The organism is Olivibacter domesticus (assembly GCF_900109575.1).
Classification (GTDB): domain Bacteria; phylum Bacteroidota; class Bacteroidia; order Sphingobacteriales; family Sphingobacteriaceae; genus Olivibacter; species Olivibacter domesticus.
On record NZ_FOAF01000002.1, the window covers coordinates 853219 to 876415 of the forward strand.

General features: G+C 40.5%; 24 protein-coding genes. 15 read left to right on the top strand and 9 right to left on the bottom strand.

What is annotated here, in order from left to right:
- The first annotated feature begins 5 nt into the window (after window positions 1-5).
- From BMY50_RS14030 to BMY50_RS14045, 4 genes are all read left to right on the top strand, one after another.
- Window positions 6-1937, top strand: a complete 1932-nt coding sequence (locus BMY50_RS14030) for a RagB/SusD family nutrient uptake outer membrane protein (RefSeq protein ID WP_093325504.1) — start codon at window positions 6-8, stop codon at window positions 1935-1937.
- A 64-nt stretch (window positions 1938-2001) separates the two neighbouring features.
- Window positions 2002-3489, top strand: coding sequence for a sulfatase family protein (locus tag BMY50_RS14035; RefSeq protein WP_093325507.1), 1488 nt, complete (start codon window positions 2002-2004; stop codon window positions 3487-3489).
- Window positions 3490-3582: 93 nt separating this feature from the next.
- Entirely contained in the window at window positions 3583-4692 is a 1110-nt protein-coding gene (locus tag BMY50_RS14040; protein WP_093325510.1) for a glycoside hydrolase family 88/105 protein, read from the top strand.
- Between the two features lie 113 nt (window positions 4693-4805).
- Window positions 4806-5921: a glycoside hydrolase family 88/105 protein gene (locus BMY50_RS14045; RefSeq protein ID WP_093325513.1), complete on the top strand. Its 1116-nt coding sequence runs from the start codon at window positions 4806-4808 to the stop codon at window positions 5919-5921.
- A gap of 139 nt (window positions 5922-6060) precedes the next feature.
- Here the strand turns inward: BMY50_RS14045 and BMY50_RS14050 are convergent, their stop codons facing one another.
- The 3 genes from BMY50_RS14050 to BMY50_RS14060 all read right to left on the bottom strand — a co-directional run bounded on the left by BMY50_RS14050 (window position 6061) and on the right by BMY50_RS14060 (window position 8368).
- The gene (locus BMY50_RS14050) at window positions 6061-6873 is read right to left on the bottom strand and encodes a helix-turn-helix domain-containing protein (RefSeq protein WP_093325515.1); all 813 of its coding nucleotides are present in this window, start codon (window positions 6871-6873) and stop codon (window positions 6061-6063) included.
- A 37-nt stretch (window positions 6874-6910) separates the two neighbouring features.
- On the bottom strand, window positions 6911-7882 hold the full coding sequence (locus tag BMY50_RS14055) for an aldo/keto reductase (protein WP_093325517.1): 972 nt from the start codon (window positions 7880-7882) through the stop codon (window positions 6911-6913).
- Between the two features lie 177 nt (window positions 7883-8059).
- Entirely contained in the window at window positions 8060-8368 is a 309-nt protein-coding gene (locus tag BMY50_RS14060; protein ID WP_093325519.1) for a hypothetical protein, read from the bottom strand.
- A gap of 96 nt (window positions 8369-8464) precedes the next feature.
- Between BMY50_RS14060 and BMY50_RS14065 the strand changes: the two genes are divergently transcribed.
- Window positions 8465-8935, top strand: coding sequence for a hypothetical protein (locus tag BMY50_RS14065; protein WP_093325521.1), 471 nt, complete (start codon window positions 8465-8467; stop codon window positions 8933-8935).
- A gap of 22 nt (window positions 8936-8957) precedes the next feature.
- On the opposite strand, the gene BMY50_RS14070 is transcribed toward BMY50_RS14065, so the two are convergent.
- Window positions 8958-9923 carry a family 43 glycosylhydrolase gene (locus tag BMY50_RS14070; protein ID WP_093325523.1) on the bottom strand — a complete coding sequence of 322 codons (966 nt, stop codon included), beginning with the start codon at window positions 9921-9923 and terminating at the stop codon, window positions 8958-8960.
- 597 nt (window positions 9924-10520) lie between these two features.
- Between BMY50_RS14070 and BMY50_RS14075 the strand changes: the two genes are divergently transcribed.
- Window positions 10521-10970 (top strand): SRPBCC family protein, encoded by a 450-nt coding sequence (locus tag BMY50_RS14075; protein ID WP_093325525.1) that lies wholly within the window; start codon window positions 10521-10523, stop codon window positions 10968-10970.
- A gap of 60 nt (window positions 10971-11030) precedes the next feature.
- Here the strand turns inward: BMY50_RS14075 and BMY50_RS14080 are convergent, their stop codons facing one another.
- The 4 genes from BMY50_RS14080 to BMY50_RS14100 all read right to left on the bottom strand — a co-directional run bounded on the left by BMY50_RS14080 (window position 11031) and on the right by BMY50_RS14100 (window position 13445).
- Window positions 11031-11483 (bottom strand): GNAT family N-acetyltransferase, encoded by a 453-nt coding sequence (locus tag BMY50_RS14080; protein WP_162276595.1) that lies wholly within the window; start codon window positions 11481-11483, stop codon window positions 11031-11033.
- Window positions 11484-11611: 128 nt separating this feature from the next.
- Window positions 11612-12232, bottom strand: coding sequence for an FMN-dependent NADH-azoreductase (locus BMY50_RS14085; RefSeq protein ID WP_093325529.1), 621 nt, complete (start codon window positions 12230-12232; stop codon window positions 11612-11614).
- Window positions 12233-12253: 21 nt separating this feature from the next.
- Window positions 12254-12694, bottom strand: coding sequence for a carboxymuconolactone decarboxylase family protein (locus BMY50_RS14090; protein WP_093325532.1), 441 nt, complete (start codon window positions 12692-12694; stop codon window positions 12254-12256).
- A 274-nt stretch (window positions 12695-12968) separates the two neighbouring features.
- Entirely contained in the window at window positions 12969-13445 is a 477-nt protein-coding gene (locus BMY50_RS14100) for a DoxX family protein (RefSeq protein WP_093325535.1), read from the bottom strand.
- Window positions 13446-13658: 213 nt separating this feature from the next.
- On the opposite strand from BMY50_RS14100, the gene BMY50_RS14105 reads away from it, so the two are divergent.
- The 7 genes from BMY50_RS14105 to BMY50_RS14135 all read left to right on the top strand — a co-directional run bounded on the left by BMY50_RS14105 (window position 13659) and on the right by BMY50_RS14135 (window position 20018).
- Window positions 13659-15134 carry an aminotransferase-like domain-containing protein gene (locus tag BMY50_RS14105; protein WP_093325537.1) on the top strand — a complete coding sequence of 492 codons (1476 nt, stop codon included), beginning with the start codon at window positions 13659-13661 and terminating at the stop codon, window positions 15132-15134.
- 105 nt (window positions 15135-15239) lie between these two features.
- On the top strand, window positions 15240-16088 hold the full coding sequence (locus BMY50_RS14110) for an SDR family NAD(P)-dependent oxidoreductase (protein ID WP_093325539.1): 849 nt from the start codon (window positions 15240-15242) through the stop codon (window positions 16086-16088).
- 80 nt (window positions 16089-16168) lie between these two features.
- A complete protein-coding gene (locus BMY50_RS14115) occupies window positions 16169-17098 on the top strand; it encodes a helix-turn-helix domain-containing protein (protein ID WP_093325541.1) in 930 nt (309 codons plus the stop codon).
- Between the two features lie 135 nt (window positions 17099-17233).
- A complete protein-coding gene (locus BMY50_RS14120) occupies window positions 17234-17878 on the top strand; it encodes a class I SAM-dependent methyltransferase (protein WP_093325543.1) in 645 nt (214 codons plus the stop codon).
- A gap of 92 nt (window positions 17879-17970) precedes the next feature.
- Window positions 17971-18540, top strand: a complete 570-nt coding sequence (locus BMY50_RS14125) for a Crp/Fnr family transcriptional regulator (protein WP_093325545.1) — start codon at window positions 17971-17973, stop codon at window positions 18538-18540.
- Between the two features lie 228 nt (window positions 18541-18768).
- The gene (locus BMY50_RS14130; RefSeq protein WP_093325547.1) at window positions 18769-19125 is read left to right on the top strand and encodes a DUF1801 domain-containing protein; all 357 of its coding nucleotides are present in this window, start codon (window positions 18769-18771) and stop codon (window positions 19123-19125) included.
- Between the two features lie 170 nt (window positions 19126-19295).
- The gene (locus BMY50_RS14135) at window positions 19296-20018 is read left to right on the top strand and encodes a hypothetical protein (RefSeq protein WP_093325549.1); all 723 of its coding nucleotides are present in this window, start codon (window positions 19296-19298) and stop codon (window positions 20016-20018) included.
- Window positions 20019-20125: 107 nt separating this feature from the next.
- On the opposite strand, the gene BMY50_RS14140 is transcribed toward BMY50_RS14135, so the two are convergent.
- Entirely contained in the window at window positions 20126-20878 is a 753-nt protein-coding gene (locus BMY50_RS14140; RefSeq protein ID WP_093325550.1) for a hypothetical protein, read from the bottom strand.
- Between the two features lie 162 nt (window positions 20879-21040).
- On the opposite strand from BMY50_RS14140, the gene BMY50_RS14145 reads away from it, so the two are divergent.
- Complete coding sequence (locus BMY50_RS14145; RefSeq protein ID WP_093325552.1) at window positions 21041-21805, top strand: NUDIX hydrolase; 765 nt, start codon at window positions 21041-21043, stop codon at window positions 21803-21805.
- A 173-nt stretch (window positions 21806-21978) separates the two neighbouring features.
- On the top strand, window positions 21979-23001 hold the full coding sequence (locus BMY50_RS14150) for a helix-turn-helix transcriptional regulator (RefSeq protein WP_093325554.1): 1023 nt from the start codon (window positions 21979-21981) through the stop codon (window positions 22999-23001).
- Window positions 23002-23197: the final 196 nt, after the last annotated feature.

A 23197-nucleotide genomic window follows, 5' to 3' on the forward strand; every position in this document is an offset into this window, starting at 1 on the left:
CAATTATGAAAACGAATAAGTTTTATATATCGGTTTTATCTGTTATTGGTATCGTGTCAGCTACTTTATTTTCTAGCTGTACGAAGGATTATTTGAAGCCAGATCCCCTGTCCTTTTATGAGCCTGGGCTTACCTTCTCAACGCGTTCTGGTTTAGACGCAACCGTAGCATTAGCGGACAGGCATTTGCGTACGTATTGGAGTCATTTGGAAACGAGGGATGTTTCGTTGCCCATTAGTACGGAGTATATGCTGTCAGATCTAGCTGTTTCCGGTAAAACGGATGATGGTAATGTTTTTGCCGATGTGGCTACGCGCCTTACGCCAACAGACGGAATGCATGACAACCCCATAAACACGATTTCCTTCTTTTGGAATCAGACCTATATGGGTATTAAGTATGCCAATACGATTACGAGTTTTATTGATAACGTACCGGATTTGGATGAACAGACCAAACAGGAATATATAGGGCGGGCTTATTTCCACCGTTCTTTTCGATATTTGGCACTTTGCTTTCAGTATGGTGACGTGCCGCTGGTAACGAAAATACTAACAGTACCTAAACAGAACTATAAAACTACCAGCCGCGCTGCTATTCTGGAAATGATTACCGCAGATATGGAGAAAGCAGTAGAATGGGTGCCGGATCAATCGAACATGGAATACATCGGTATGGTCAATAAGGCTGCTTGTCGTCAGCTTTTGATTAAGTGCTACTTAGCTACCGGGCAGTGGGATAAGGCGATAGAACAGGCCAATATACTGATTGATCAATCGGGATATGCATTGATGACGGAGAACTTTGGCACATTTGACAACCCCTCTCCGAATACATGGCCTGTCACCCGTAATGTGATATGGGATTTACATCGGCCTGTAAATAAAGCGATCGTAGCAAATACAGAAGCCCTTCTGGTAATGCCTAACCGCGAAGGTACGGATGCAGCCATTCGTTATAAATCAATGCGCAACTGGGGTCCTATGTGGAACCAGGCCGCATTGAAATCACCCAGCGGAAAGGTTCTATTAGCCGCCGCCAAAACGGATCCCAAATACAGGACAGAATATGACATTAACGGCTCAGTAGGAAGAGGAATTGGTCTGATAAGACCTACCCATTTTGCCCAATATGGCCTTTGGTCTGTCAACGGGATGGAAGACACTACGGATTTGCGACATAGCAGTAAAGTGGGAAACTGGGCCCGAATGGAAATGCTTAAGTACAATGATCCTGCGGATTCTTACTACGGACAAAACTTGAGATTGTATGAGGGTAACCGGCTGCTATGTACGGACACCATCCGCAGCTGGTTTAACTGGCCGCATTATAAGATTTATATCGATGATCCTGTCTTTCGGGCAACGCCTACTTCCAATAGAAATGATGGTGGAGCGGCCGATTGGTATTGCTATCGTTTGGCAGAAACCTATTTGCTAAGAGCAGAAGCGCAATTCTATAAAGGAAATGTTGGGATGGCAGCAGAAGATGTCAATACGGTTAGAAAAAGAGCCCGATGCAGCCAACTTTACACTACCGTGAGCATTGGCGATATTGTAAATGAACGCGCTCGTGAGCTATATATGGAAGAATGGAGACACATGGAATTGAGCCGTATTTCGTATAGTTTGGCATTGAGCAATAGGGCGGATGAATGGGGTAATACCTATCAGGTAAATAACTTATCAGACAACAACTATTGGTATCAACGTATTCAGCATTATAACGATTACTATAATAAAAACAAGGTAACGGTACGGAATAGAAGTTATACCATAGCACCGCATAACATCTACTGGCCTATTCCGCAGGATGCCATAAATTCTAACCTTTATAGCAGATTACACCAGAACCCCGGCTATAGCGGTTATGATGCTGGTGTTGAGATGTGGGCCAATTGGCAGGAGGCAGTAGCGGATGAAGATATTACGGATTAACAATCGCGTTTGTCAATTCATGAGGCAACAAGATTTTAAATAAAAAAAATAAAGACCAAAAAATATGATGTGCAAGAGATTATTTTTATCCGTGCTGGCAGTATTTTCTTTTCAATTGTTGTTTGCCCAGCCAAATGCCGCCAAACAGCCCAATATCGTCCTGATTATTGCCGACGATATCGGCTGGGGCGACATTGGTTGCTATGGAAACAAGGATGTAAAAACCCCTAACATTGATGCGCTGGGATCTTCCGGCCAGATATTTAAGAACATGTATCTTACTACCAGTAGTTGCAGCCCCAGCAGGAGTAGTATCATAACCGGCCGGTACCCCCACAATACGGGTGCGCCCGAGCTACATGATCCGCTCCCGGCAAAGCAAATCATGTTTCCAGAAATACTCAGAAAGGCCGGATATTATACCGTGCTTTCAGGTAAAAACCATATGGGGCCTGCTATAAAAAAAGCATTTGATATGATTTCGCTAGGCAAGGGACCCGGAGCAGAAGAAGACTGGGTATCTATCCTTCAAAACCGGCCTGAAAACAAACCCTTTTTCATGTGGTTCGCCTCACATGATGCGCACCGCGACTGGCAATTTGATGAGCAGGGAACTGTACATGATCCCGAAAAGCTAAGCGTGCCGCCTATGTTATATGACGGTCCGAAAACACGCAAAGACCTGGCAGCCTATTACCATGAAGTGTCCCGTCTTGATCATTATGTTGGAAAGGTGGTGGAGGAACTTAAACGTCAAGGTGTCTTGGAAAACACTTATATCATTTTTATGAGTGATAACGGGAGCCCTTTTCCACGAAACAAAGTGCGATTATACGACAGTGGTATTAAATGCCCCTTTATCGTGGCCGGTCCGGAGATAGGTTCCGCCCCCATAGAGGCCTTGTTTAGTGCTATTGACATCGCTCCCACTCTGCTGGACATAGCGGGCACCAACACAACAGATAAGCGGTTGCAGGGGAAAAGCTTCTTCGGGGTATTGCAAGGCCATGAGTATGCTACGCGCGATTTCGTTTTTGCCGAACATAACTGGCATGTATTTCAGGGCTACGAACGGATGGTTCGTTATAAAGATTGGGTATACATCCGGAATGGCTTCCCTGAAAGACAGAATCTTGCCGGTGAATCAAGTAAGCAATTCCCTGCCGGCAAAGAACTTTGGAATGCTCATGAGCAAGGTTTGACCAATGCCGCTCAGGAAGATGTTTTTCTGAAACCGCGAAAGGCAGAAGAACTCTATAGGGTATCCGAAGATCCCTTTCAGTTTAGCAATGTGGTCGACGTCAGCAGTAATCAGCAGATGTTAGCCTATCTGCGCAAAACGCTTGATGCATGGATAGCAGAGACCGGGGATTCGAAGCCCGAACATCCTACGCCTGATCGTGACGACGTGGACGGGAAAAAACTCCCAGGAGCGTGGAAGAAAGGAGAGAAACCCGGCGAGTGCAACAGCGCTGATAGCATAAACCGTTCCGGCCCTATCTTTGAGAAAGACCTTAAGATAAAAACACCAACGAATCCTTATAAAGGATGAAACCATGCTTTATAAACTTCCGTTACGAAACATCGCTCATGGCGTAATACAAGTAAATAAGTTCAAAATTTCTTATCATTAAAAAATCATTAAATGAAGTATTTTAAAAAATCATTTTTGTTATTACTTACAGTATGTTTGTTTCAAATCTTATCTGCGCAAAAATTATTAACCGGCTTTCCAAATGGGTCAACACCAAAAGAAGTTGGTAAACGATTAGCCTATCATTTTATAGATGGCAGACATGAGCTGTATGCAGGCAGATGGATCCACTATGCAGAGGTATGTACCTGGAATGGCGCGTTGGACTATGCTTTGAAAACCAACGACCAGGAACTTATCAAACTCCTGCAGGACAAATTTGAACCATTTTTTACGACAGAAAAGGCATTGCTGCCTCCTATGAACCATGTGGATTACAATATGTTTGGCAGTCTCGCACTCAAGCTTTATCAAATCACAAAAGATGAACGCTATAAAACGTTGGGCTTGGCCTATGCCGATACACAGTGGGACGCACCAGCAAATGCGAAAACAGAAGAAAAAGCTTGGGCAGGCAAGGGGTATTCCTGGCAAACACGTCTGTGGATCGACGATATGTACATGATTACGGTGGTACAAAGCGAAGCGTATAAAGTAACGGGCGATCGCAAATACCTAGACCGCGCAGCAAAGGAAATGGTACTTTACTTAAATGAGCTACAACGCCCTAATGGTCTTTTCTACCATGCTCCTGATGTTCCTTATTATTGGGCAAGAGGTGCTGGATGGATGGCCGTAGGAATGCCCAACTTGCTGCGTTTATTGCCCGCAGATCATCCAGATAGGCCACGTATTATGGAAGGCTATTTGACGATGATGAAGAGTTTAAAAAGTCATCAGGGCGAAAGAGGTATGTGGAACCAGCTCATTGATGAACCAGATTTCTGGCCAGAAACGTCTGGAACGGGCATGTTTACTTATGCCTTTATTGTTGGTGTGAAAGAAGGATGGTTGGATGTGGCAACCTATTCTCCTGCAGCCCGCAAGGCATGGCTGGCGATGGTTCCCTACATTGACCAACGCAACAACGTAACTGAGGTTTGCATCGGTACCGGTAAAAAGAACGACAAGCAGTATTATCACGACCGTCCGCGAAATGCAGGAGACCTTCACGGGCAAGCACCCTATCTCTGGTGTGCAGCCGAACTTTTGGGAGAATAATTCTTTATTTTGTATGTTATCAATTTAGCTATGCATTTAAAAAGAAAGACCATCAAAAAGACTGTATTAAGGTGTATACTATTAACCGGATTGTAAGAATAAAAAATATTATCATGAATAAAAAACTGTTTCTATTGCTATTAACAGTATGTGCTTTTCAATTTTCGTTTGCCCAAAAAAATCTCCTCACCGATTTCCCAAAAGGATATACGCCGGAAGAAGTTGGAAAACGCTTAGCGTACCGCTTTTTAGAGGGAAAGCATATGTTACATGGTGGGAAATGGATTAGCTATCCTGAAACGTTTAACTGGAATGGAGCGCTTCAGTTTGCTGCAAAAACAAACGACAAAGAGCTTGTCAAACTTTTACAAGACAGGTTTGAACCACTGTTTTCAACAGAGAAGGCGCTGTTACCTATCAAGAATCATGTCGACCTGAACATGTTTGGAAGTTTACCTTTAACGCTTTATCAAATAACAAAGGAGAAACGATACTATGAGTTGGGCATGCCTTACGCAGACACGCAGTGGGAAGTGCCCGAGCAAGCGAAGCCAGCGCAAAAGGACTGGTCAAAAAAAGGTTATTCCTGGCAAACGCGCTTATGGATAGACGATATGTATATGATTACCATCGTGCAAACGCAGGCCTTTAAGGTTACCAGAGAGTTGAAATACCTTGATCGGGCAGCAAAAGAAATGGTGCTTTACTTAGATGAGCTACAACGTCCAAACGGTCTTTTCTATCATGCACCGGACGTCCCTTTTTATTGGGGACGTGGCAATGGATGGATGGCCGCGGGCATGACGGAGCTGCTACGCTGTTTGCCTAAGGATCATCAGGATCGTCCCCGTATTATGCAAGGCTACCAAACAATGATGAAAAGTTTGAAAAATTATCAAATGCCAGGTGGTATGTGGAACCAATTAATTGATGAAAAGGATTACTGGGCAGAAACATCCGGATCAGCCATGTTTACTTATGCCTTCATTACAGGTGTCAAACATGGATGGTTGGATGCTAAAGAATATGCGCCTGCAGCTCGAAAAGCATGGATGGCTTTAGTATCTTATATTAATGATAAAGGTGATGTAACAGAGGTTTGTGTCGGAACGAATAAAAAGAACGATAAACAGTATTATTATGACCGCCCTCGTCATGTAGGCGATTACCATGGGCAAGCACCCTATCTTTGGTGTACTTCTGCCCTTTTGGAAAAAGATACAAAATAATACGGGGGTGTCTAAAAGTCGTCATTTTGTATATCATTAATCCTCGAAATGTGTTTGTAAAAAACTGAACACTCGACATAACGGTGGCGAACCTTTAGACCCTCCTCTGTTTTTTAATCTCCACTGCGCTCGAAAATTTCTAAAGCACCCACTCAGTGGGTGCCTTACCGAATTTTTTCTTAAAAGCATGCGAGAAATGAGAAAGGCTTTCAAAACCCAAGTCGAGGTAGATCGCAGAGGGTTTCTTGTTTTTCTTTTCTATGAGATGTCGGGCTTCTGCCAACCTTCTTTCTTGTAGCCAATGACGAGGTGCCATTCCGAATATTTTTTGGAAATCACGCTTGAATCCCGCAAGGCTTCTGCCCGTGAGTCGCGAAAATTTTTCTATGGGAATGTTGTAATGAAAATTAGCGCGCATGAATTTTTCTAAATCCATCTTATAAGGTTCGGAAAAGTCGAAGAGAAATTCCTTAAGTTGAGGCATCGTATTCATGAGTAGATACACCGCCTCTTTTACTTTTAGCATGCCCAACGTATGGGTTATTTTTTCATCCGGATGGCGAACATAGGGAATAATGGACTGAAAAAAAGCATGCAAAAAATCATTTTCGGGAATGAGAATATTGGCAGGACCAGTGTATTTTTGCCCTATCTCTATTTGCTCCTCGAGGGCTATCTGCCTGAGCAAATCTTCTTTCAGGATTATAACAATGGTTTGATAATCCTCCCCTTCCAACGGAACCTTGGTAATCTCTCCCAATTGATTCTTTTGTATCAATAACATCTCGCTTCCGCCCATCGATATTTTTTGGCTTGCAGTTTCTAGCGTAAAATGACCCGCAACCTGCAATACCAAGGTATTGTGTTCCAAAAATGCAACCTTCTCCTTTCTAATAGCCGAGAGATAGGAGTAAAAGATGACACCTGGGATAATTTCAGCTGGATTCGTCATGATGTAAAGATATAAAATAGATAGGGCTAATATTGCCCTATCTTTGCAAGTAAGTACCACCCAGTATCGCACCCGGAGAGAAATGCGCGTTAAGGACATTCAACTCGTCAGGAGTAAGTTCGATTTGCATAGCCTGTATGTTTTCTGGCAACCGTGATCTTCGGCTCATGCTAACCAACGGCATGATATGATCGCCCTGCGCATTCACCCAGGCGATGGCCAGTTGTGTCGGCTTATACCCTTTTTCTGTTGCCATTTGCGTTAACAGTTCAACTTTTTCTAAATTCTTGATCAGATTTTCTCCTTGAAAACGCGAAAAGTGATGGTGGTAATCATTAACTGGAAGGGGTGCTTTCATCTCACCGGTAAGTAAGCCTTCGGCTGTATTGGCAAATGCCACGACACCTATACCCAGCTCTTTAGCTGTAGGAAGTAGATCACTTTCTATTTGACGATCGGCCAATGAATAGCCTATTTCCAATGCCGTTACAGGATGAACGCTATTGGCTTTCCGCAATTGATCGGCCGTTATTTCTGAAACGCCTAGATAGCGCACCTTTCCTTCTTTAATCAAGTCTGCGATCGTTCCAATCACATCTTCTATCGGAACACTATTATCAAGTCTGCACGGTTGATAAAGATCGATGACATCTATCCCCAAACGTACCAAAGAATAATTGATAAAGTTTTTAATAGCTACGGGACGCAAGTCTAATCCAATCCATTGTCCACCATAAAAGATGGCGCCAAACTTGACGCTTATAAAAGCATCATCCCGTCTGCCTTTAATAGCCTTACCTACAAGCAACTCGTTGTGACCGCTTCCGTAAAAGTCTCCTGTGTTCAGGAAATTAATACCGTTGTCCAAAGCTTTCTGAATGGTAGTAATACTTTCACTTTCATCATTCGACGGACCTCCCCAAACGGGCGACATACGCATGCAACCTAATCCGAGTTTAGAAACGAGCGGTCCATTTTTGCCTAAGGCTATCTTTTTTATTGTTGTCATTGGTTTTTATTTTATGATTAACAATACAAAGATCAACGTTTATATACTATAGTAGCTTTCCCTTACGGCCCAATTTACTTGTCTGGATGGCTCATCTTACCTTCAAATCGAGAAAGCCAATGGCATCCATAAGGTAAATGCAAAAGAAAATTTAATTAAGGGCCTGATATTCTGGTTTTATCGAGGCGTCGTACCGAAATAAAAAGTAGCAGGACACTGAAACTGATTGATCTGCTGCTGTACGGTTTCGAATAGCAGACTATCGGCATGTTCTACCCAATAGTCTGTTTGGCGTATAAAATTAACGATATTAATAATTCGGGGAGCCTCGTTGCTAGGACGGTTATTTGTTTGGGCTAACCGACGTTGCCCATAATGAAAGGAAGCCGGACAGTGATGCTCGTAATGTTTTAAATTTCGCGACAGAAACGTACTTTTACTTAGCAAATGACCGCTATCTCTATGGAATAATACCTTAAATTGCATCTCAAGAATAAAATATTCATGATAGCTGTTTTAATGGGTATATCGATCATTTCGTTCTTAGTTTTGTTAGCTTTATCGAACAAATTCAAACAGTGTATGTCTCTTTTTACAAAAAGAATTAAACATAAAGGAAACAATTATTTAGTGGCCATACATCCTATTATGATTGCACTGGTTTTTTCCGTTTTATTCATAGGCTGCAGAGACGGGAAGTCAACCCTGTCTTATAAGGCAATAGACAAGAAAGATACCGCTGTACTTAGCTTAAATATTCATGATAAATATTTTTTTGGCGACTGTAAAATCAGTTACGGTGGGTCTGTAATAAATTCCGGCAAAATTAAGGGCGATGTAAAAGGTGATACTTTAATCGGCTCGTTTCGTTACAAACTGCCCAGTAGTGCTTACTATAACACAGTGCCTATTGCCCTACTTAAAAAAGGAAACAGCCTAATTATGGGAAACGGTGTAATTTCATCTTATATGAATTTTCCAATTTATATGAAAGAAGTTCCGATAGATTATAATAATCCGAAGTTTATTTTCACACCTGTTGATCACCTTTAGGTGAGACCATTCCTATTCCGGCCTAGTAAGTAGGTAAAGTCTCTTTCCAAAATAATCGCTTGTTAGCAAGATACCAAGATTCGCCATTGTTATTATTTCCCTGATAGAACAAATAATATTGGCCATTTTTATCTTTAAAAATATCAGGATGTCCAGATTCACTATGGTTCCATTCACCCACTTTTCCATTAGGCAAGAAAGGCGTTTTTGCAGTACGCTCCCAATGTATACCATCTAGGCTTTTTGCCAGGCCAATCTGCTGTGGTGCATTATTATAACTGCCGGCATAAAACATATATAAGGTGCCATTTTTTTCGATGATGGAAGCGGCTTCGATACATTTTCCTTCCCAAGGCAATTCAGGTTTCAGGATAGGTTGGTCTGACACCTGTTTCCAGCTCTCCCGGCTAAAGTCACTTTCCCTAGGTGCTTCAGCTACTCCCTGCATCTGTATTTCTCCGGATGGGTCGCGCGTAGCGAAATATAAATAATACCGATCTTTATAGAAGGCTACTTCTGCATCGATGGCTCTGCCATTGTTCCAGCTTCCCGAAGGGTGAAATATAGGATTGGTATGATCTCTCGTAAAGTGGATGCCATCTGTTGAGTAGGCATGACAGATAGCATCTTTAGGTCCGTTCCCATAAGTTTGATAGAATAAATGTAACGTATCTCCTCGAACAATGGCCCCAGGCGCGCACAATCCATTTTTTTCATATGCCGCCACTTTATTTAGCTCACCAATTTTATCCCATTGCTGTAAATTCTTACTTTGTGCAATACCAATTTTCCAACCCTCGTCGGTTTTTCCCGGTATAGAGTAGTACATTAAATACTTACCATTAAAATAGACAACTTTGGGATCTTTGGCGATAGGTCTTCCAGATGAAGTATCTGTAAAATACATGTTTGGTTTTTCCTGGGCACTAACATACCCTATTAAAGCCCCTAAAAAAGCAGTTAATATCAATAATTTTTTCTTCAGCATCTTTGCAGTTCGTTATGTTAATTTTAGTATTTACTTATTGCAGCTTTTTTACAATCAAATTAGAGACAATCCTGATTTAGATTTCTGCTAATTCTTTTACCCGCGCAAGATTTTTTTTCATCCTACCGTTTGAATATTTACGAATAGGTCAATACAATTTATAAAAGCAGATTTTCAAATTAAACTCATTAATTACGAAAAAAACTAGAGGTGCGTATCAATTTTTCTATATTTTGTTTCATTCTGTCATTAGGAATAAAGTTTTCTGTCGAACCAATCATGCTCGCCCAAATAAAACCTTTGATCAGATTCATAGATAACAATGGTATTTTCGGCTGGGCCCTTCTCTTCCAAATATGCCATCTTTGTTTACTGATATATATATAGCTAATATTTCAAACAAAAATAACATGCCGATTTAATTAGTCTCAATTTGCCTCTAAACTGTCGCATGCTCCCCTCTCCACAACCAGATTTTATTATCACCTTTGATAAAGCAAAGTTGATATAAAGAACTTCAACGCAGTGGAGCAGCGACCACATATAAACGGGCGAGCCGAAAAGCCAAACGAGTAGGAAAAATAAAAATTGATTTTTATGTCAGACAATAAAGTTTCTTTACACCGAGTTATTAAAGCTTCTCCTGAAAAGGTTTACCGTGCCTTCACCGAAGCACTAGCAATCGCTTCATGGTTGCCACCTTATGGCTTTCTGTGTACTGTTCACGATATGGACGTTCATGTAGGCGGTACATTTAAAATGTCGTTTCAGAATTTCACAACGGGAAATAGTCATTCATTTGGTGGAGAGTACCTAGAAATCAAAGCCAATGAGTTCCTAAAATATACAGATAAATTTGACGATCCTAATTTGCCAGGGGTAATGACGACCTCCATCTGGTTTCAAAAAACGTCTGTAGGTACTGAGTTAAAAGTGTTACAAGAGGGAATTCCCTCTGTGATCCCAGTAGAAATGTGTTATCTAGGTTGGCAGGAATCATTGGAAAAGTTGATTAAACTTGTAGAGCCTGAAATACCGGACGCATAATTGTCTTGCACCGGGCTGGATAAGGAAGTGAGCAGGAGATGACATCTCCCGCTCACTTCCTTATCCATTTGACTTGCTTGTAAGGAATGAACCCTTGGCAAAGTGATTACAGGCAAGCACATATCCTTTGTTCAGGTAAAGTCTGTGGGCATCATGTAGCATATAACCGCTGTCGAGATGAACAAATTGAATATTGGCCGCAGCTGCCTGATCATCAACATGATCAAGCAGGGCACCAGCATAACCTTTACCTCTAGATGCAGGGTCAGTATATAAATCATCCACATAAATTGTCCAGCTTGTCATGAGCAAATGCATGGTTCTATAACCGATAAATGCAACCGCCCTGGTATTGCTTTGATTTGGTATATAAACCAGCTTGTACGCTTGGTTGGCGATCATATCCATAATCCGGTCAATATAAGTTGTTTCATCTAGATTGGTTCTGAAAGCAAAAAGCACCTCCTTACAGAATGCTACCTGCTCTTTTGTTGTTGCTGTTATCAAATTCATTAGATTGCTATTAATGTTAAAAAGAATCATCAGGCACATGTTTGTCACTTCATGCCTGTTCCTGGCATTTATGCCGACTTAAGTCTGTTCACAGGAAAAAGTTTCTGTCTAAAGCAGGACTTTCTATGTTAATTATTAATCAACTGCCTAACTTTTTCCGCGATAGCAATTGATGGCTCCTCTCCGAGACCTGCACCATTGAGTGCAACATGTTCTATATCTTCTATTCCCATGATACGGAAAACCGTTTTCAAATAGTTAGTTTGAAAATCCATGTGCTCATAAAATTCGCCGGGTTCATACCCATAATTACCGCGGACCATCAATAGATAAACCTTTTTATTTTTCAGCAGTCCCGTATATGGATTTTCAGGATTGTCTTTGCTGATCAGAACAGTTTCATTTGCCCGCAGCACTTGATCTATATACGCTTTCAATGCGCTGGGCACAGACCAATTGTACATGGGCGTACCTAGCACAATGACGTCTGCATCTTTCAGTTCTGCAACCAGTTTGCTACTTATTTTAAGCGCCTCGATGTCTTCAGCAGTGCGTAGTTCGGCTGGCTTAAAGGCACCTGCGATCCATTTCTCTGTGACATGGGGGATATTATCCTGTCCGACCTCCCTATAAATAACACTGTCGTTCGGTTTCTTCTCCTTCCAACTTTCAACAAACACATTGGTCATATATCTGCTTAATGACCGCTCTTTGCGAGCACTCGCGTTGATAACTAATACTTTACTCATTTTCTGTTTCAATTTTTAAGTTTAGAATGGGTGCATTTGTAAAGAAACACCTACACGGTTTAACGCGTTGATATTTATTACCGCCATTATCAATTTAGCTGTCATTTCTTCTCCGAAAAGGGCAACTGCCTCTTCGTAAGTTCTGTCACTCAGACCATGATCAGCGATTAAGGTAACTTCTTCCGTGAGTGCCAGAATAACCTGATCTTCTTTGCTGAACCAATTCTTGGCCTCGCGCCAAGCGCTTAGCACATACAGTCTTTTGGGATCCTCACCGTATTTCAGCGCGTCTTTGCTGTGCATATGCAAACAATAGGCGCAACCATTGATCTGCGAAGCTCTGATTTTAACTAGCTCCTGTTGTAATTTATCGATTCCACAGTTTGCCACAAACTGCGATAGCTGTATTAAAATTTGATAGGAATCTGGAATAAGTTCCTTAAGATTTAATCTGTTTGCCATGTTATTATAGTTAAAAATTTATTATAAATTAAATATTGATACTCAATGGATTTTCTTGAAGATGTTTTTTTCATCCGTTTAAATTTGTTTATTCACCACTTGTTCGTCTTCAACGGCGTTCATGCTGCCTTCGGCGGTTTTAGTGGCGATGAAGCTATCAGATTTTTCATTAGTGTATGTTTTAAACGGCATTCAAGATGGCTGAAGCCGTTTATTCATACCCCTGTGTGGTTTTGAATAAATCATGATGGTTTCATTAAATGAATTTGTTCCATCAAAAGATGCTCTTCGAATGGTATGTCTTTTCATTTGTTCGGGCTGCTAAATAAGCATCTATACTCCAAGGAAAACTGGGCTGCACAGCCAGCATCAAACTTGAAAAACTAACTACAAATACCGAGTAACTAAATGGTGCTCGATAATGAAGAAAAAACAACATGCTCAGGGCGAAGACCAATGTCAGGCCAAAACTTCCGAAGGCAACATATTTGATTTTATAACCAGCCAAAAGTAATATACCGAACATAACTTCTAAGACCGTGGCCACAAAACCAAAAAAAGAGGCCATACTTAAGTTGACATATGGTATTAATGTATGTGTGTAAGCCGCAAAATTAGCCCAATTTCCCCATGCCACATTTGCCTCATTGGGTGCGCCGAAGGCCCCTGTACGATCCAGCACCGGTAATAAAAAACCGATCCCTATAGCACATCGCAGCAGTAGCTGCGCAATTGGATAAATCGTTTTCATAAATATTGTATTGATTGGTACAAAGGTATTCCTCATAAAAACCTATATGACGTACCAGAAAAAAATATACAGATAGTCCAGTTTATTCTGAGATTCATGTGACAATAGTAATATGTATCACCTAAATCATTTCATATGGTGGTTTCCAGATTTTGATTTAATGTACACCGAGACTATCTTCGCTTTTACCGTTCTTTATGCTATTTTTATATTATGCTCCCTTATAAGAATCTACTCATCATCGACAAAAACAGTCCTATAGCTGTTTTCAGGCAAATTGCCACGCAGTTTATTGGGCTGATACAAGGAGGAAAACTCCTACCGGGCACTGAATTGCCTAGTACAAGAGCACTTGCATTTGATCTGGATCTGCATCGAAAAACGGTGATGGCAGCCTACAATACACTGGTTTCTGAGGACTGGATAGACAGTCTCCCTCGCAAAGGCTTTATCGTTTCCCTCCGATTACCGGAAGTCAGGCCGAAATCTTATCATACCAATCGATTAGCGTCATACGAAGCCGATCCGGGATTTTTATACAAAGAGTTAGAAAATTTCAATCTTCCACCTTCTTTCGCAAAAAAACCTGATATTGTGGTAGATGACGGTTTCCCTGATATTGGACTGTTACCGGCAGAAGCCATACTTCGGGAATACAGAAGAGTGTTGGATTATCCCTATTTGAAAAGAATAAATTCGGGTTGGGAACCGAAAGGATCGCCGGACTTTAGGGAGGCTTTATGCACCTTTCTGAATCAGACAAGAGGAATCGATATCAAGTCAGGGAATCTGCTTACCACAAGAGGGGCGCAGATGGCAATCTACCTAGCGGCTTCACTCATTATTCAACCAGGAGATAAGGTGATTGTTAGCGAACCTGGTTATTTCTTTGCAAACTTAACCTTTGAACGTCTTGGTGCAGAATTAATCCGCATTCCTGTCGACAATTGTGGCATGCGTACAGATATAGTGGAAGAGGTTCTTCTAAAGCATCCTGCCAGATTGTTATACGTTATCCCGCATCATCACCATCCCACGACCGTAACAATGAGCATAGAAAGGCGGAATCATTTACTCCGGTTAATCCGTACCTATAAGCTGGCAGTCATCGAAGACGATTACGATTATGATTTCCAATTTCAATATGATCCCTATTTACCATTAGCAAGTGGTGATCATGAAGGCAATATTATTTATATCGGATCATTAACCAAAGTGCTGGGGACACCCTTTCGGCTGGGCTACATGATTGCCGCTGAAAAATTCGTGCAGGAAGCCGCAAAATGGAGAACACTCATCGACTTAAGAGGTGATGTTTTCATGGAACATGTAGTCTCTGGCCTGATCAAGAATGGAGAGTTGATGAGGTTAATACAAAGAGCAAATAAATTATACCGACAGCGATGCCATTTTCTAGCAGATTTAATAAATACGCAGTTAGGCGAAGTGATAGAATTTACACGCCCAAATGGCGGAATGGCATTGTGGCTACAATTTCAAAAAGATTTCCCATTGGAAAAACTCATTAAAAAAAACTCCGCTTTGGGATTGGAGATCACGGGAAGCATCTATTTTCAAGGGAAGGGCACACAATATAACGCTTTCCGATTTGGGTTTGCCTCACTCCATGAAAAGGAATTGGATAAAGCGGTACAAATCTTACGAACATCGATCTATGGCCTAAAATAAGGAAAGCAAAATTTTTCTCATTTCGAATACAAAATCCCTCGCTTAGCATACAAGATAGTGATAGCAGCAGTTGATCTTTGTGTTATTAATTTTAAAAAATAAGATATGACACATCGAAATGAAACTAATAAGGTTTGGTTTATTACTGGCGCTTCCCGAGGTTTTGGTCGCGTTTGGACGGAAGCTGCTCTTAAACGCGGCGATAAAGTGGCCGCTACAGCGCGTGACTTGGCAAGTATTGCCGATCTAAAGGAAAAATTTGGCGAAAACGTCCTAACATTGAAGCTCGATGTAACCAATCCGGATCAGGTGAAAGCTACGGTAGAACAGGCCCATACTTACTTTGGAAGACTCGATATTGTTCTTAATAATGCGGGGTATTCATTGGTTGGCACGATAGAAGAAGCGAGTACCGATGATGTCCGAGCACTTTATGAAACGAATATTTTAGGCCCGGTATCTGTTATTCAGGCGGCGCTGCCACTGCTCCGTAAACAAGGTTACGGCCACATATTGGGTACTTCAAGCAACCTTGGCCATGTAACGCTGCCTGTAATAGGTTATTATTGTTCTTCAAAATGGGCATTCGAGGCGATCCATGAAAGCTTGGCTGCAGAGATCAAGCAATTTGGTATCAATGTAACGATCATTGAACCCGGCGCCTATGCCACCGAGTTTGGCAGCCAACAGTCTTTAAAGTTTGCCGCTGGCCTCGATATTTACGAAAATTTTAAAACTACGTTTTTCGATAATAGCTTAAAAACAATAGAACGGGGCGATCCGAACGCGACCCCCGAGGCGCTCTTCAAAGTTGTGGATGCGGAAGAACCGCCGTTGAGGTTCTTTTTAGGCAGCCATTGCTTACCTTGGACACAGAATGCCTACAAGGATCGTTTGGCGATTTGGGAAGCCTGGAAAGACGTTTCCAACTCAGCTCAGGGCCAATTAAAGTAAACATCCGGAAACTGTTCATTGAAGTCAACGATAACCGATATTTTAAATGATGTTGGTTATCGTTATATTTAGCTTTTAAAATGAAAAGGAACGAAACTAATCCCCATAAATTTCAGTCTATATCGGATGCATACCAGGCTTTCGGCTTGCCCAAGCCGCGGCATCCGCTAATCAGTTTGATAAACGGTGCAGATATCCAGATCAATCCGAATGTACTATCTGGCTCCCATGTCCTGAATTTTTATAAGATATCTTACAAACCAAGGCTTAGCGGAAAATTGAAATACGGCCAACATTATTATGATTTTGACGGCGGCGGTATGCTGTTTGCAGCTCCCAATCAGGTTATTGGTAGCAATAGCGAAGAAGACGGCGATGCTGCTGCATGTTCGCTCTATACACTGCTCATTCATCCGGATTTTTTTCTGAGTTATCCCTTAGCCAAAAAGATGAAACACTATGGCTTCTTTTCTTATTCAACTAACGAGGCACTGCACCTGGCAGACGATGAGAAAGAAACAATTATTTCCATTTTTCGGATGATCGAAAAGGAGCTGAACAGCCGGATCGATGATTTTAGTCAGGACGTCATTATTTCTCAGATTGAGCTGCTGCTAAATTTTGCTAATCGCTTTTACAAGCGTCAATTTATCACCCGTAAGGCAGTGAACAATGATCTGTTGGAAAAGCTCGAAGAACTATTGGATGACTATTTCAATAACGAAGCGTCATTAAGACAGGGTGTGCCTACCGTAGCATACCTTGCCGAGCATCTAAACCTTTCCTCAAGTTATTTGAGCGACATGCTACGTTCGCTGACAGGGCAAAATGCGCAACAGCATATCCATGGTAAACTTATTGAAAAAGCGAAGGAGATACTGTCGACCACCAGCTTATCAATAAGTGAAGTAGCTTATGCTTTAGGATTTGAATACTCACAATCCTTCAGCAAGCTTTTTAAAAATAAGACCAACCTTTCTCCGCTGGAGTTCAGGAAACTATTTAACTAACTACTCTAAAAAAACTATTTTTTCATCACATGCGGAATAGTTATTGGATATAATTTACTGCTTACAAAACATTGTTTCTTTAAACATTGAGGTATTTCTTTGTATATTACGTAATTTAATAATCTAAAGGAAGAGATGGTGACAAATAAAAATGAAAAACCTGAATTTTGGGAATCTAGCTTTATCGAAAAGCAGGAAATGTGGGGCTTTGAGCCGTCAAAATCTGCCGTATTGACGAAGGAGTTTTTTGTCCAAAAATCAGTAAAAAACATCCTGATACCAGGAATTGGTTATGGGCGGAATGCGCAGATTTTCAAAGAAAACGGAATAGCTGTAACAGGAATTGAGATTTCAAAAACGGCTATTGAAATGGCGAGGAAACATTACGGCAGTGATATGAACATCTACCATGGTTCTGTAACCGATATGCCCTTCGATGAATATCAGTATGATGGGATATTTTGCTATGCGTTAATTCATTTATTGGATGCCGACGAAAGGAAGAAACTCATTAGCGACTGCTATAATCAGCTTTCAGAAAATGGATATATGGTCTTTACAGTCATTTCAAAAGAAGCTCACACGTATGGACAAGGCAAATTTGTTAGCAAGGATCGTTACGAAATATTTGATGGCGTTAAAATGTTTTTTTATGATAGCGCGTCAATCCATGCAGCATTTGACCAAGTGGGGTTATTTGAAATAACAGAAATCAATGAGCATCAGCCATTCCATATAATTAAATGTAAAAAAAGCAGTAGATCGGAATCTACGGTTTAACAAATGTTCTACTGAAAAGGTTGCTATGTGTTATCTATTAAAATAGTAAATAGAGCGATATCTTTGAGTGAGACACCTATTTCAAGTGCAAAATGGAAGAATTCTTTCTTAAAGTAAATAATTATAATCAGCTGACGCCAGCTGCAGCATCGGCATGGATGCAAATTTTGAAACGAAAAGAATATAAAAAAGGAAGTTTCTTAATCAGAGCCGGTGAAACTGCAAAAAATATTGCTTTTGTTTCGCGAGGTCTATTCTCTCAATATGCTTTAACTGAAAATGGAAATGTTTACATAAAACGTTTTTTTTCGGAAGGCTATTTCGCAGCATCTACAACATCTCTTTTAAGCAAAAGTCCCAGTGCGACTACCATTGAAGCGCTGGAAAACTCAATTGTTTGGGAATATAATTTTGAGGCGTTTAAAGCGCTTACTCAGAAGTATCAAGATATAGCTGGGTTTTACATTAATTATATGGAGCTGCATTGGATAATTGAAAAGGAGCCCGAAGAGATTGGTTTCAGACAAAATACAGCAAAAGACCGGTATGAAGATTTTATTAAAAAATATCCCCAACTAAGTAAGCGAATAAAAAAACATCACATCGCTTCGTATCTTGGCGTTACGCCAACGCAGGTGAGTCGTATCTTCTCGAATAAATAACATTACTACTTTTCCCCAACAAGTTGAGCGGTGATGAAACTATTTCCGTTTTCTCAACAAATGTAAATGTTTTTCACCGAAGAAGGTTTCATATTTGTACTATCATCAGCTAATGAAAGGGTTATTATAAATACGATTTATGAACTGATTATTCAACCAGATAAAACAAACGTTCACTGCATTTCAATTCAGCGAGGTTATATTCTTAATCACAAAAAATAGGAACAAATGAAAAAGACAAAAATTGATGAGTTTATGAGCAAACTCGCGCATCCGTTAAAGGCAGAAATGGAAGCTGTAATAACAATTATACGGGAAGCTAGCCAAATGCTGGAAGAAGATGTGAAATGGGGTGGACCAAGTTTTGACTATAAAGAACCGATGGCAACCTTTAATCCAAGAGTAAAAGATTTCGTAGCAGTGATTTTTCACAAAGGTGAGTTACTGAACAACAAAACAGGAGTACTTGAGCCAGGACCTAAAGGGAAGGCCTATGCAAAATTTCAGTCTATGAATGACGTAAAAAAACATAAAGATAATCTCCAAGCAGTTGTTAAAGATTGGATTCGATTAATGGATAAGTAGTTGTAATGGCCGAAATCAAACCTATTAGTATGAATAAATAGAAGAGGCCCCTTCTAACTACCCATTAATAAGCATCAGGAACTTTCAGAAAGCCAGGAGATCAATTATAGCTGTGCGTTAAATAATGTTAAACAACCGGTTATAAACTTGTTTATAATTAATTTCGACTAATGAGTGATTATAAACTTTTTTTCATGTGTTTAGTTCTTTCTTTACCTGCAAATGCCTTATATGGGCAAGAGAAAAAGCTAAGTGGTACGGTTGTATTGAACGACATACAAACTATTCAGCGGGTAAAAGTGACTGATGTAAGTATACATAATTTGGCAAGAAACATTTCAACGAAGCCTGACAATCTCGGTAATTTCCATATAAACGCGCAATTGGGTGATTCCTTGGAGGTATATCTCCCAGGATTACCAAAAAAATATGCACTGGTAAAAAGTTATGAGCATACGACAATTTATTTGGACAGTACTATTCTTTTGGACGAGGTCAGTATAAATGCAACTATCGAAAATAAGAGTACTCTGGAAGAAACCGCCGTGGAGTATAGTAAACGAAATAGTATATATTTTGGGGGAAAGCCACCGATCGCGTTGTTATCCCCTTTTAGTGGCAGCCCAATAACTTTTTTCCGCGAACTGTTGGGTAAAGACGGCAAAAAGGTAAGAAGATTTAACAATTATATTCGTCAACAGATCGAATTCAATGAAATTGATGCAAAGTTTAACATACAAACTATAAAACGGGTGGTACCCATCGAAGAAAACGAAATCGAGACCTTTAAAGCAAAATACGAGCCTAATATAGAAGAGGTTAATAAATGGTCAAATTATGAACTATATGAATACATTAAGCAGTCTTATCAGGATTTTAAGAAAGACGACTGAGCTTGCATTTAAAAAGGAATATAGATGTTTATATAGGACTTTATAATTATACATTAGGTTATCACGTTCTGATGATAAAAATCCAGAAGAATGGCATAAGTCTGTCCTTAAACCAGTCCCAAAAGTTGTTTAAAAAATGCCTCCGGGACTTTTCGCAATTCTCTATAGTCGAGAAAGGCTATATTATAAGCATTAAGCCGTTTTTCAGCATCATGGTATTGCGGTTGGATTTTTTGCAGCGCAGAGATATCATCTTGAAACACCGTTATCATCGACTCTTCATCATCCGTCCAATTTTGCAGTTCAATGGCACGCAGCAGATTTACTCCCGACACCGGACCAATCTCCAAACCGAGCTGTATCGCCAGCTTTTGAGCCAACAAAATGGCGTCTGCTTCATAGGTTTTCAGTGCGACACCATTGTTTGAACAAAGGACCCTCCCCCCTATTTCCCGGCCGGAAGAGCCGAATATACGTTCCATGGTATACCACCCCGTCTCTTTCGAAAATGGGTCAGATTCCCGCAGCAGTCCGAAGATTTTTTTTGTTCCCCTTCCTACAAGTTGTAGATAGCTTCCGATCGTGAAGGCAGATCCTAGTTGAGAGACTTCAGAAATGAATATATCAGGAGACAGCCCTTCACCATGGAGCTGCTTAATAAGCGTAACTGCAGAAAAATAAAAATACAGCTCCTCCATCTCGGGAACATCTGCTACTGCTGGTTTATTACTGGAGATAATTCTTGAATAAAGTGTTTTTCTGACACCATACAACTGATAATCGATGGCATACATCGTGTCGCTTCGTACACTATCTAGGAGCTGATGTTTTGCTTCAATAGAAATATTATTAAAATTCATTTCTCTTTTGGTTATAAGGTCGATTTTTTGGATCGGTGGTCATTTTCATCTCTCTAATACTATTCTTCTCAACTTTTCACACAAGACACTGATCTGTCTGTTCATTGTGTTCAGTTTTGGAAAACATTTCGTTTCCAACACTTTTTTTTCTTTTTTTACCATATGGAACCCGCCAAACCCAACTCAACCATCGATGATCTCTTTAACCACCCCGAAAGGTTCCTTCCTTCGGTATCGGTTAAGTGCGCTATCTTTAGCTTTCAGGCCGGCGAACTCCTGGTTTTACTATTGAAGCCGAGTAACACGAGCAGATGGGCACTCCCTGGCGGTCTTATATATAATGACGAGGATATTGATGATGCCGTTAAAAGAGTCTTATATGACAGCACACTACTGAATGATCTTTTTTTCAAGCCTTTCGATGCCTTTGGCAAGGTCAACAGACAGGGAAATCAATCATTGCAAGCTCATCATGAAGACAGCGTAGCAGACTTGATGACGAAACGTTATATCACCATAGGTTACTATGCGCTGGTTGAATTCCAAAAGGTTATATCGATGAATAATGACATTTCTCTCGAATACTCCTGGTATCGCTTGAACGAGATTCCTGATCTGATCTGCGACCATAATCAGATAATTGAAAAAGCACTACAAACGTTGCATTACCATATCCACTACCAGCCGATATGCTATAACCTGTTACCTGTCAAATTTCCGTTAAGAGACCTACAAGTCATCTACGAAACAATCCTCGGAAGGCACTTTGACCGTGCCAACTTCCAGCGCACGATGTTAGCAACTAATACCTTAGAAAGACAGGATAAACACTATTCGGGCAAATCACATCGGGCACCCTTCCTTTATTCTTTCCGGAAAAACGAATATTTTACCTCACTTAAAGAAGCAATGAATCGCGTTCGGTAATGTCATTCATATCCAGCTATTTTTTTTATTTTATAAATATTCAAATAACCTACCTTTCAATAGTAGTATCGTTTTCACGTCCTGCAAACCCATACAAAAGTACCTAGTGTCAATATGACAAAATAGCTATATTTGCTAAAAAAATAGTCGTTTCTGTATACGGCCCTATTCCTATGAAATTTCAATTTGCTACTGGGGAACCAGCGTTTATTAAAGTATTTATTGCGGCGCTGGACAGTAACTCTGCTGAATGTCGGATGACAATTCCTGAAAGGTATGGGGAAGGGTATATGCTAATGCAGCAGCTTGAACCAGGGTTGGATTTACTGTTATTCAATATGAGGCTCACGAACGACATGCTTGTAAAATGTTTGCCTCCAGCCAGTGGGAAAAAAAAAGTGATCATCCGCTACAGTTTGTCAGGGCCACCAGATCGAAATCCCTTTAATAGATTCTCAGCAACCGGAGATATTGTACCATCCCTTCATATCATACCAGGGAATATTTCCTGCGAAAATTTCTATCCTTCTGGGTATAATATCATTATCCTAATCATTGAGATAAGAATAACCTTTCTAAACAAGGTACTCAAGCGACATAAGACCATAGAACTCATAGAAAATATTCTATCAGGCAGACAACCATTCACTTTTGAGAGTTTGGAGGATAATGATTTGCGGTTAATTCAGCAACTGTTTGATAAACGGTCGAGCGGGCCCCTTGATAAAGTATTTTATCTTTCTAAAGTCTATGAACTAATTCATACTGTTTTCTCAGGTATGTTCGACAGAGAAAGTGAGATTTTAAGTCGGGTAAAAACAATAGACAGGGAAAAAATTGATCTAGTGAGGCAAATCATTCTTACCAATCTTTCCACTCCCCCTCGTCTTAAGGAACTTGCAAACAGGGTTCACCTCAGCGAAGCTAAAATGAGACGTTTATTTAAATTGGTACATGGAAAAAGTCTTTACCGTTATTATGAGCAAGAACGGATGAAAGAGGCTGCCAAACTGATTCGCACGGGTGAATACACGATAACAGAAGTTGGATACAGGATGGGGTTCTCCAATTTGAGTCACTTCTCCCGATTGTTCGCAAAACACATCGGTGCAAAGCCTAAAAAGTATGAACATATCATGGCCAAGCAACATTCCAGCGACGGGCAATCTCAATCAATTAACTGGTATGGTAATTAGAGTGGTAATGCAGCATTTTCATGTACTGATGATCATTTCTGTCACTTTTACATCAGCAGAAATTCCTCGTTCGTATTGAACTGGGACACTTATTGCCTATACACTAAAGCTAAATAAATCATCCATATCTGAAAAGAAATTGCCTTCATCTTTAGAATTTTTCTTTTTGTGCTCCATAAGTGACTACATAATCGGT

What these genes read in the sequence shown, in the direction of transcription:
- BMY50_RS14150 (WP_093325554.1), top strand. Translation starts at nt 21,979, where the DNA reads ATGAAATTTCAATTTGCTACTGGGGAACCAGCGTTTATTAAAGTATTT.
- BMY50_RS14135 (WP_093325549.1), top strand. Translation starts at nt 19,296, where the DNA reads ATGAGTGATTATAAACTTTTTTTCATGTGTTTAGTTCTTTCTTTACCT.
- BMY50_RS14115 (WP_093325541.1), top strand. Translation starts at nt 16,169, where the DNA reads ATGAAAAGGAACGAAACTAATCCCCATAAATTTCAGTCTATATCGGAT.
- BMY50_RS14130 (WP_093325547.1), top strand. Translation starts at nt 18,769, where the DNA reads ATGAAAAAGACAAAAATTGATGAGTTTATGAGCAAACTCGCGCATCCG.
- BMY50_RS14120 (WP_093325543.1), top strand. Translation starts at nt 17,234, where the DNA reads ATGGTGACAAATAAAAATGAAAAACCTGAATTTTGGGAATCTAGCTTT.
- BMY50_RS14050 (WP_093325515.1), bottom strand. Translation starts at nt 6,873, where the DNA reads ATGACGAATCCAGCTGAAATTATCCCAGGTGTCATCTTTTACTCCTAT.
- BMY50_RS14100 (WP_093325535.1), bottom strand. Translation starts at nt 13,445, where the DNA reads ATGAAAACGATTTATCCAATTGCGCAGCTACTGCTGCGATGTGCTATA.
- BMY50_RS14075 (WP_093325525.1), top strand. Translation starts at nt 10,521, where the DNA reads ATGTCAGACAATAAAGTTTCTTTACACCGAGTTATTAAAGCTTCTCCT.
- BMY50_RS14030 (WP_093325504.1), top strand. Translation starts at nt 6, where the DNA reads ATGAAAACGAATAAGTTTTATATATCGGTTTTATCTGTTATTGGTATC.
- BMY50_RS14110 (WP_093325539.1), top strand. Translation starts at nt 15,240, where the DNA reads ATGACACATCGAAATGAAACTAATAAGGTTTGGTTTATTACTGGCGCT.
- BMY50_RS14105 (WP_093325537.1), top strand. Translation starts at nt 13,659, where the DNA reads ATGCTCCCTTATAAGAATCTACTCATCATCGACAAAAACAGTCCTATA.
- BMY50_RS14085 (WP_093325529.1), bottom strand. Translation starts at nt 12,232, where the DNA reads ATGAGTAAAGTATTAGTTATCAACGCGAGTGCTCGCAAAGAGCGGTCA.
- BMY50_RS14080 (WP_162276595.1), bottom strand. Translation starts at nt 11,483, where the DNA reads ATGAATTTGATAACAGCAACAACAAAAGAGCAGGTAGCATTCTGTAAG.
- BMY50_RS14070 (WP_093325523.1), bottom strand. Translation starts at nt 9,923, where the DNA reads ATGCTGAAGAAAAAATTATTGATATTAACTGCTTTTTTAGGGGCTTTA.
- BMY50_RS14125 (WP_093325545.1), top strand. Translation starts at nt 17,971, where the DNA reads ATGGAAGAATTCTTTCTTAAAGTAAATAATTATAATCAGCTGACGCCA.
- BMY50_RS14060 (WP_093325519.1), bottom strand. Translation starts at nt 8,368, where the DNA reads ATGCAATTTAAGGTATTATTCCATAGAGATAGCGGTCATTTGCTAAGT.
- BMY50_RS14040 (WP_093325510.1), top strand. Translation starts at nt 3,583, where the DNA reads ATGAAGTATTTTAAAAAATCATTTTTGTTATTACTTACAGTATGTTTG.
- BMY50_RS14035 (WP_093325507.1), top strand. Translation starts at nt 2,002, where the DNA reads ATGATGTGCAAGAGATTATTTTTATCCGTGCTGGCAGTATTTTCTTTT.
- BMY50_RS14090 (WP_093325532.1), bottom strand. Translation starts at nt 12,694, where the DNA reads ATGGCAAACAGATTAAATCTTAAGGAACTTATTCCAGATTCCTATCAA.
- BMY50_RS14065 (WP_093325521.1), top strand. Translation starts at nt 8,465, where the DNA reads ATGTCTCTTTTTACAAAAAGAATTAAACATAAAGGAAACAATTATTTA.
- BMY50_RS14055 (WP_093325517.1), bottom strand. Translation starts at nt 7,882, where the DNA reads ATGACAACAATAAAAAAGATAGCCTTAGGCAAAAATGGACCGCTCGTT.
- BMY50_RS14145 (WP_093325552.1), top strand. Translation starts at nt 21,041, where the DNA reads ATGGAACCCGCCAAACCCAACTCAACCATCGATGATCTCTTTAACCAC.
- BMY50_RS14140 (WP_093325550.1), bottom strand. Translation starts at nt 20,878, where the DNA reads ATGAATTTTAATAATATTTCTATTGAAGCAAAACATCAGCTCCTAGAT.
- BMY50_RS14045 (WP_093325513.1), top strand. Translation starts at nt 4,806, where the DNA reads ATGAATAAAAAACTGTTTCTATTGCTATTAACAGTATGTGCTTTTCAA.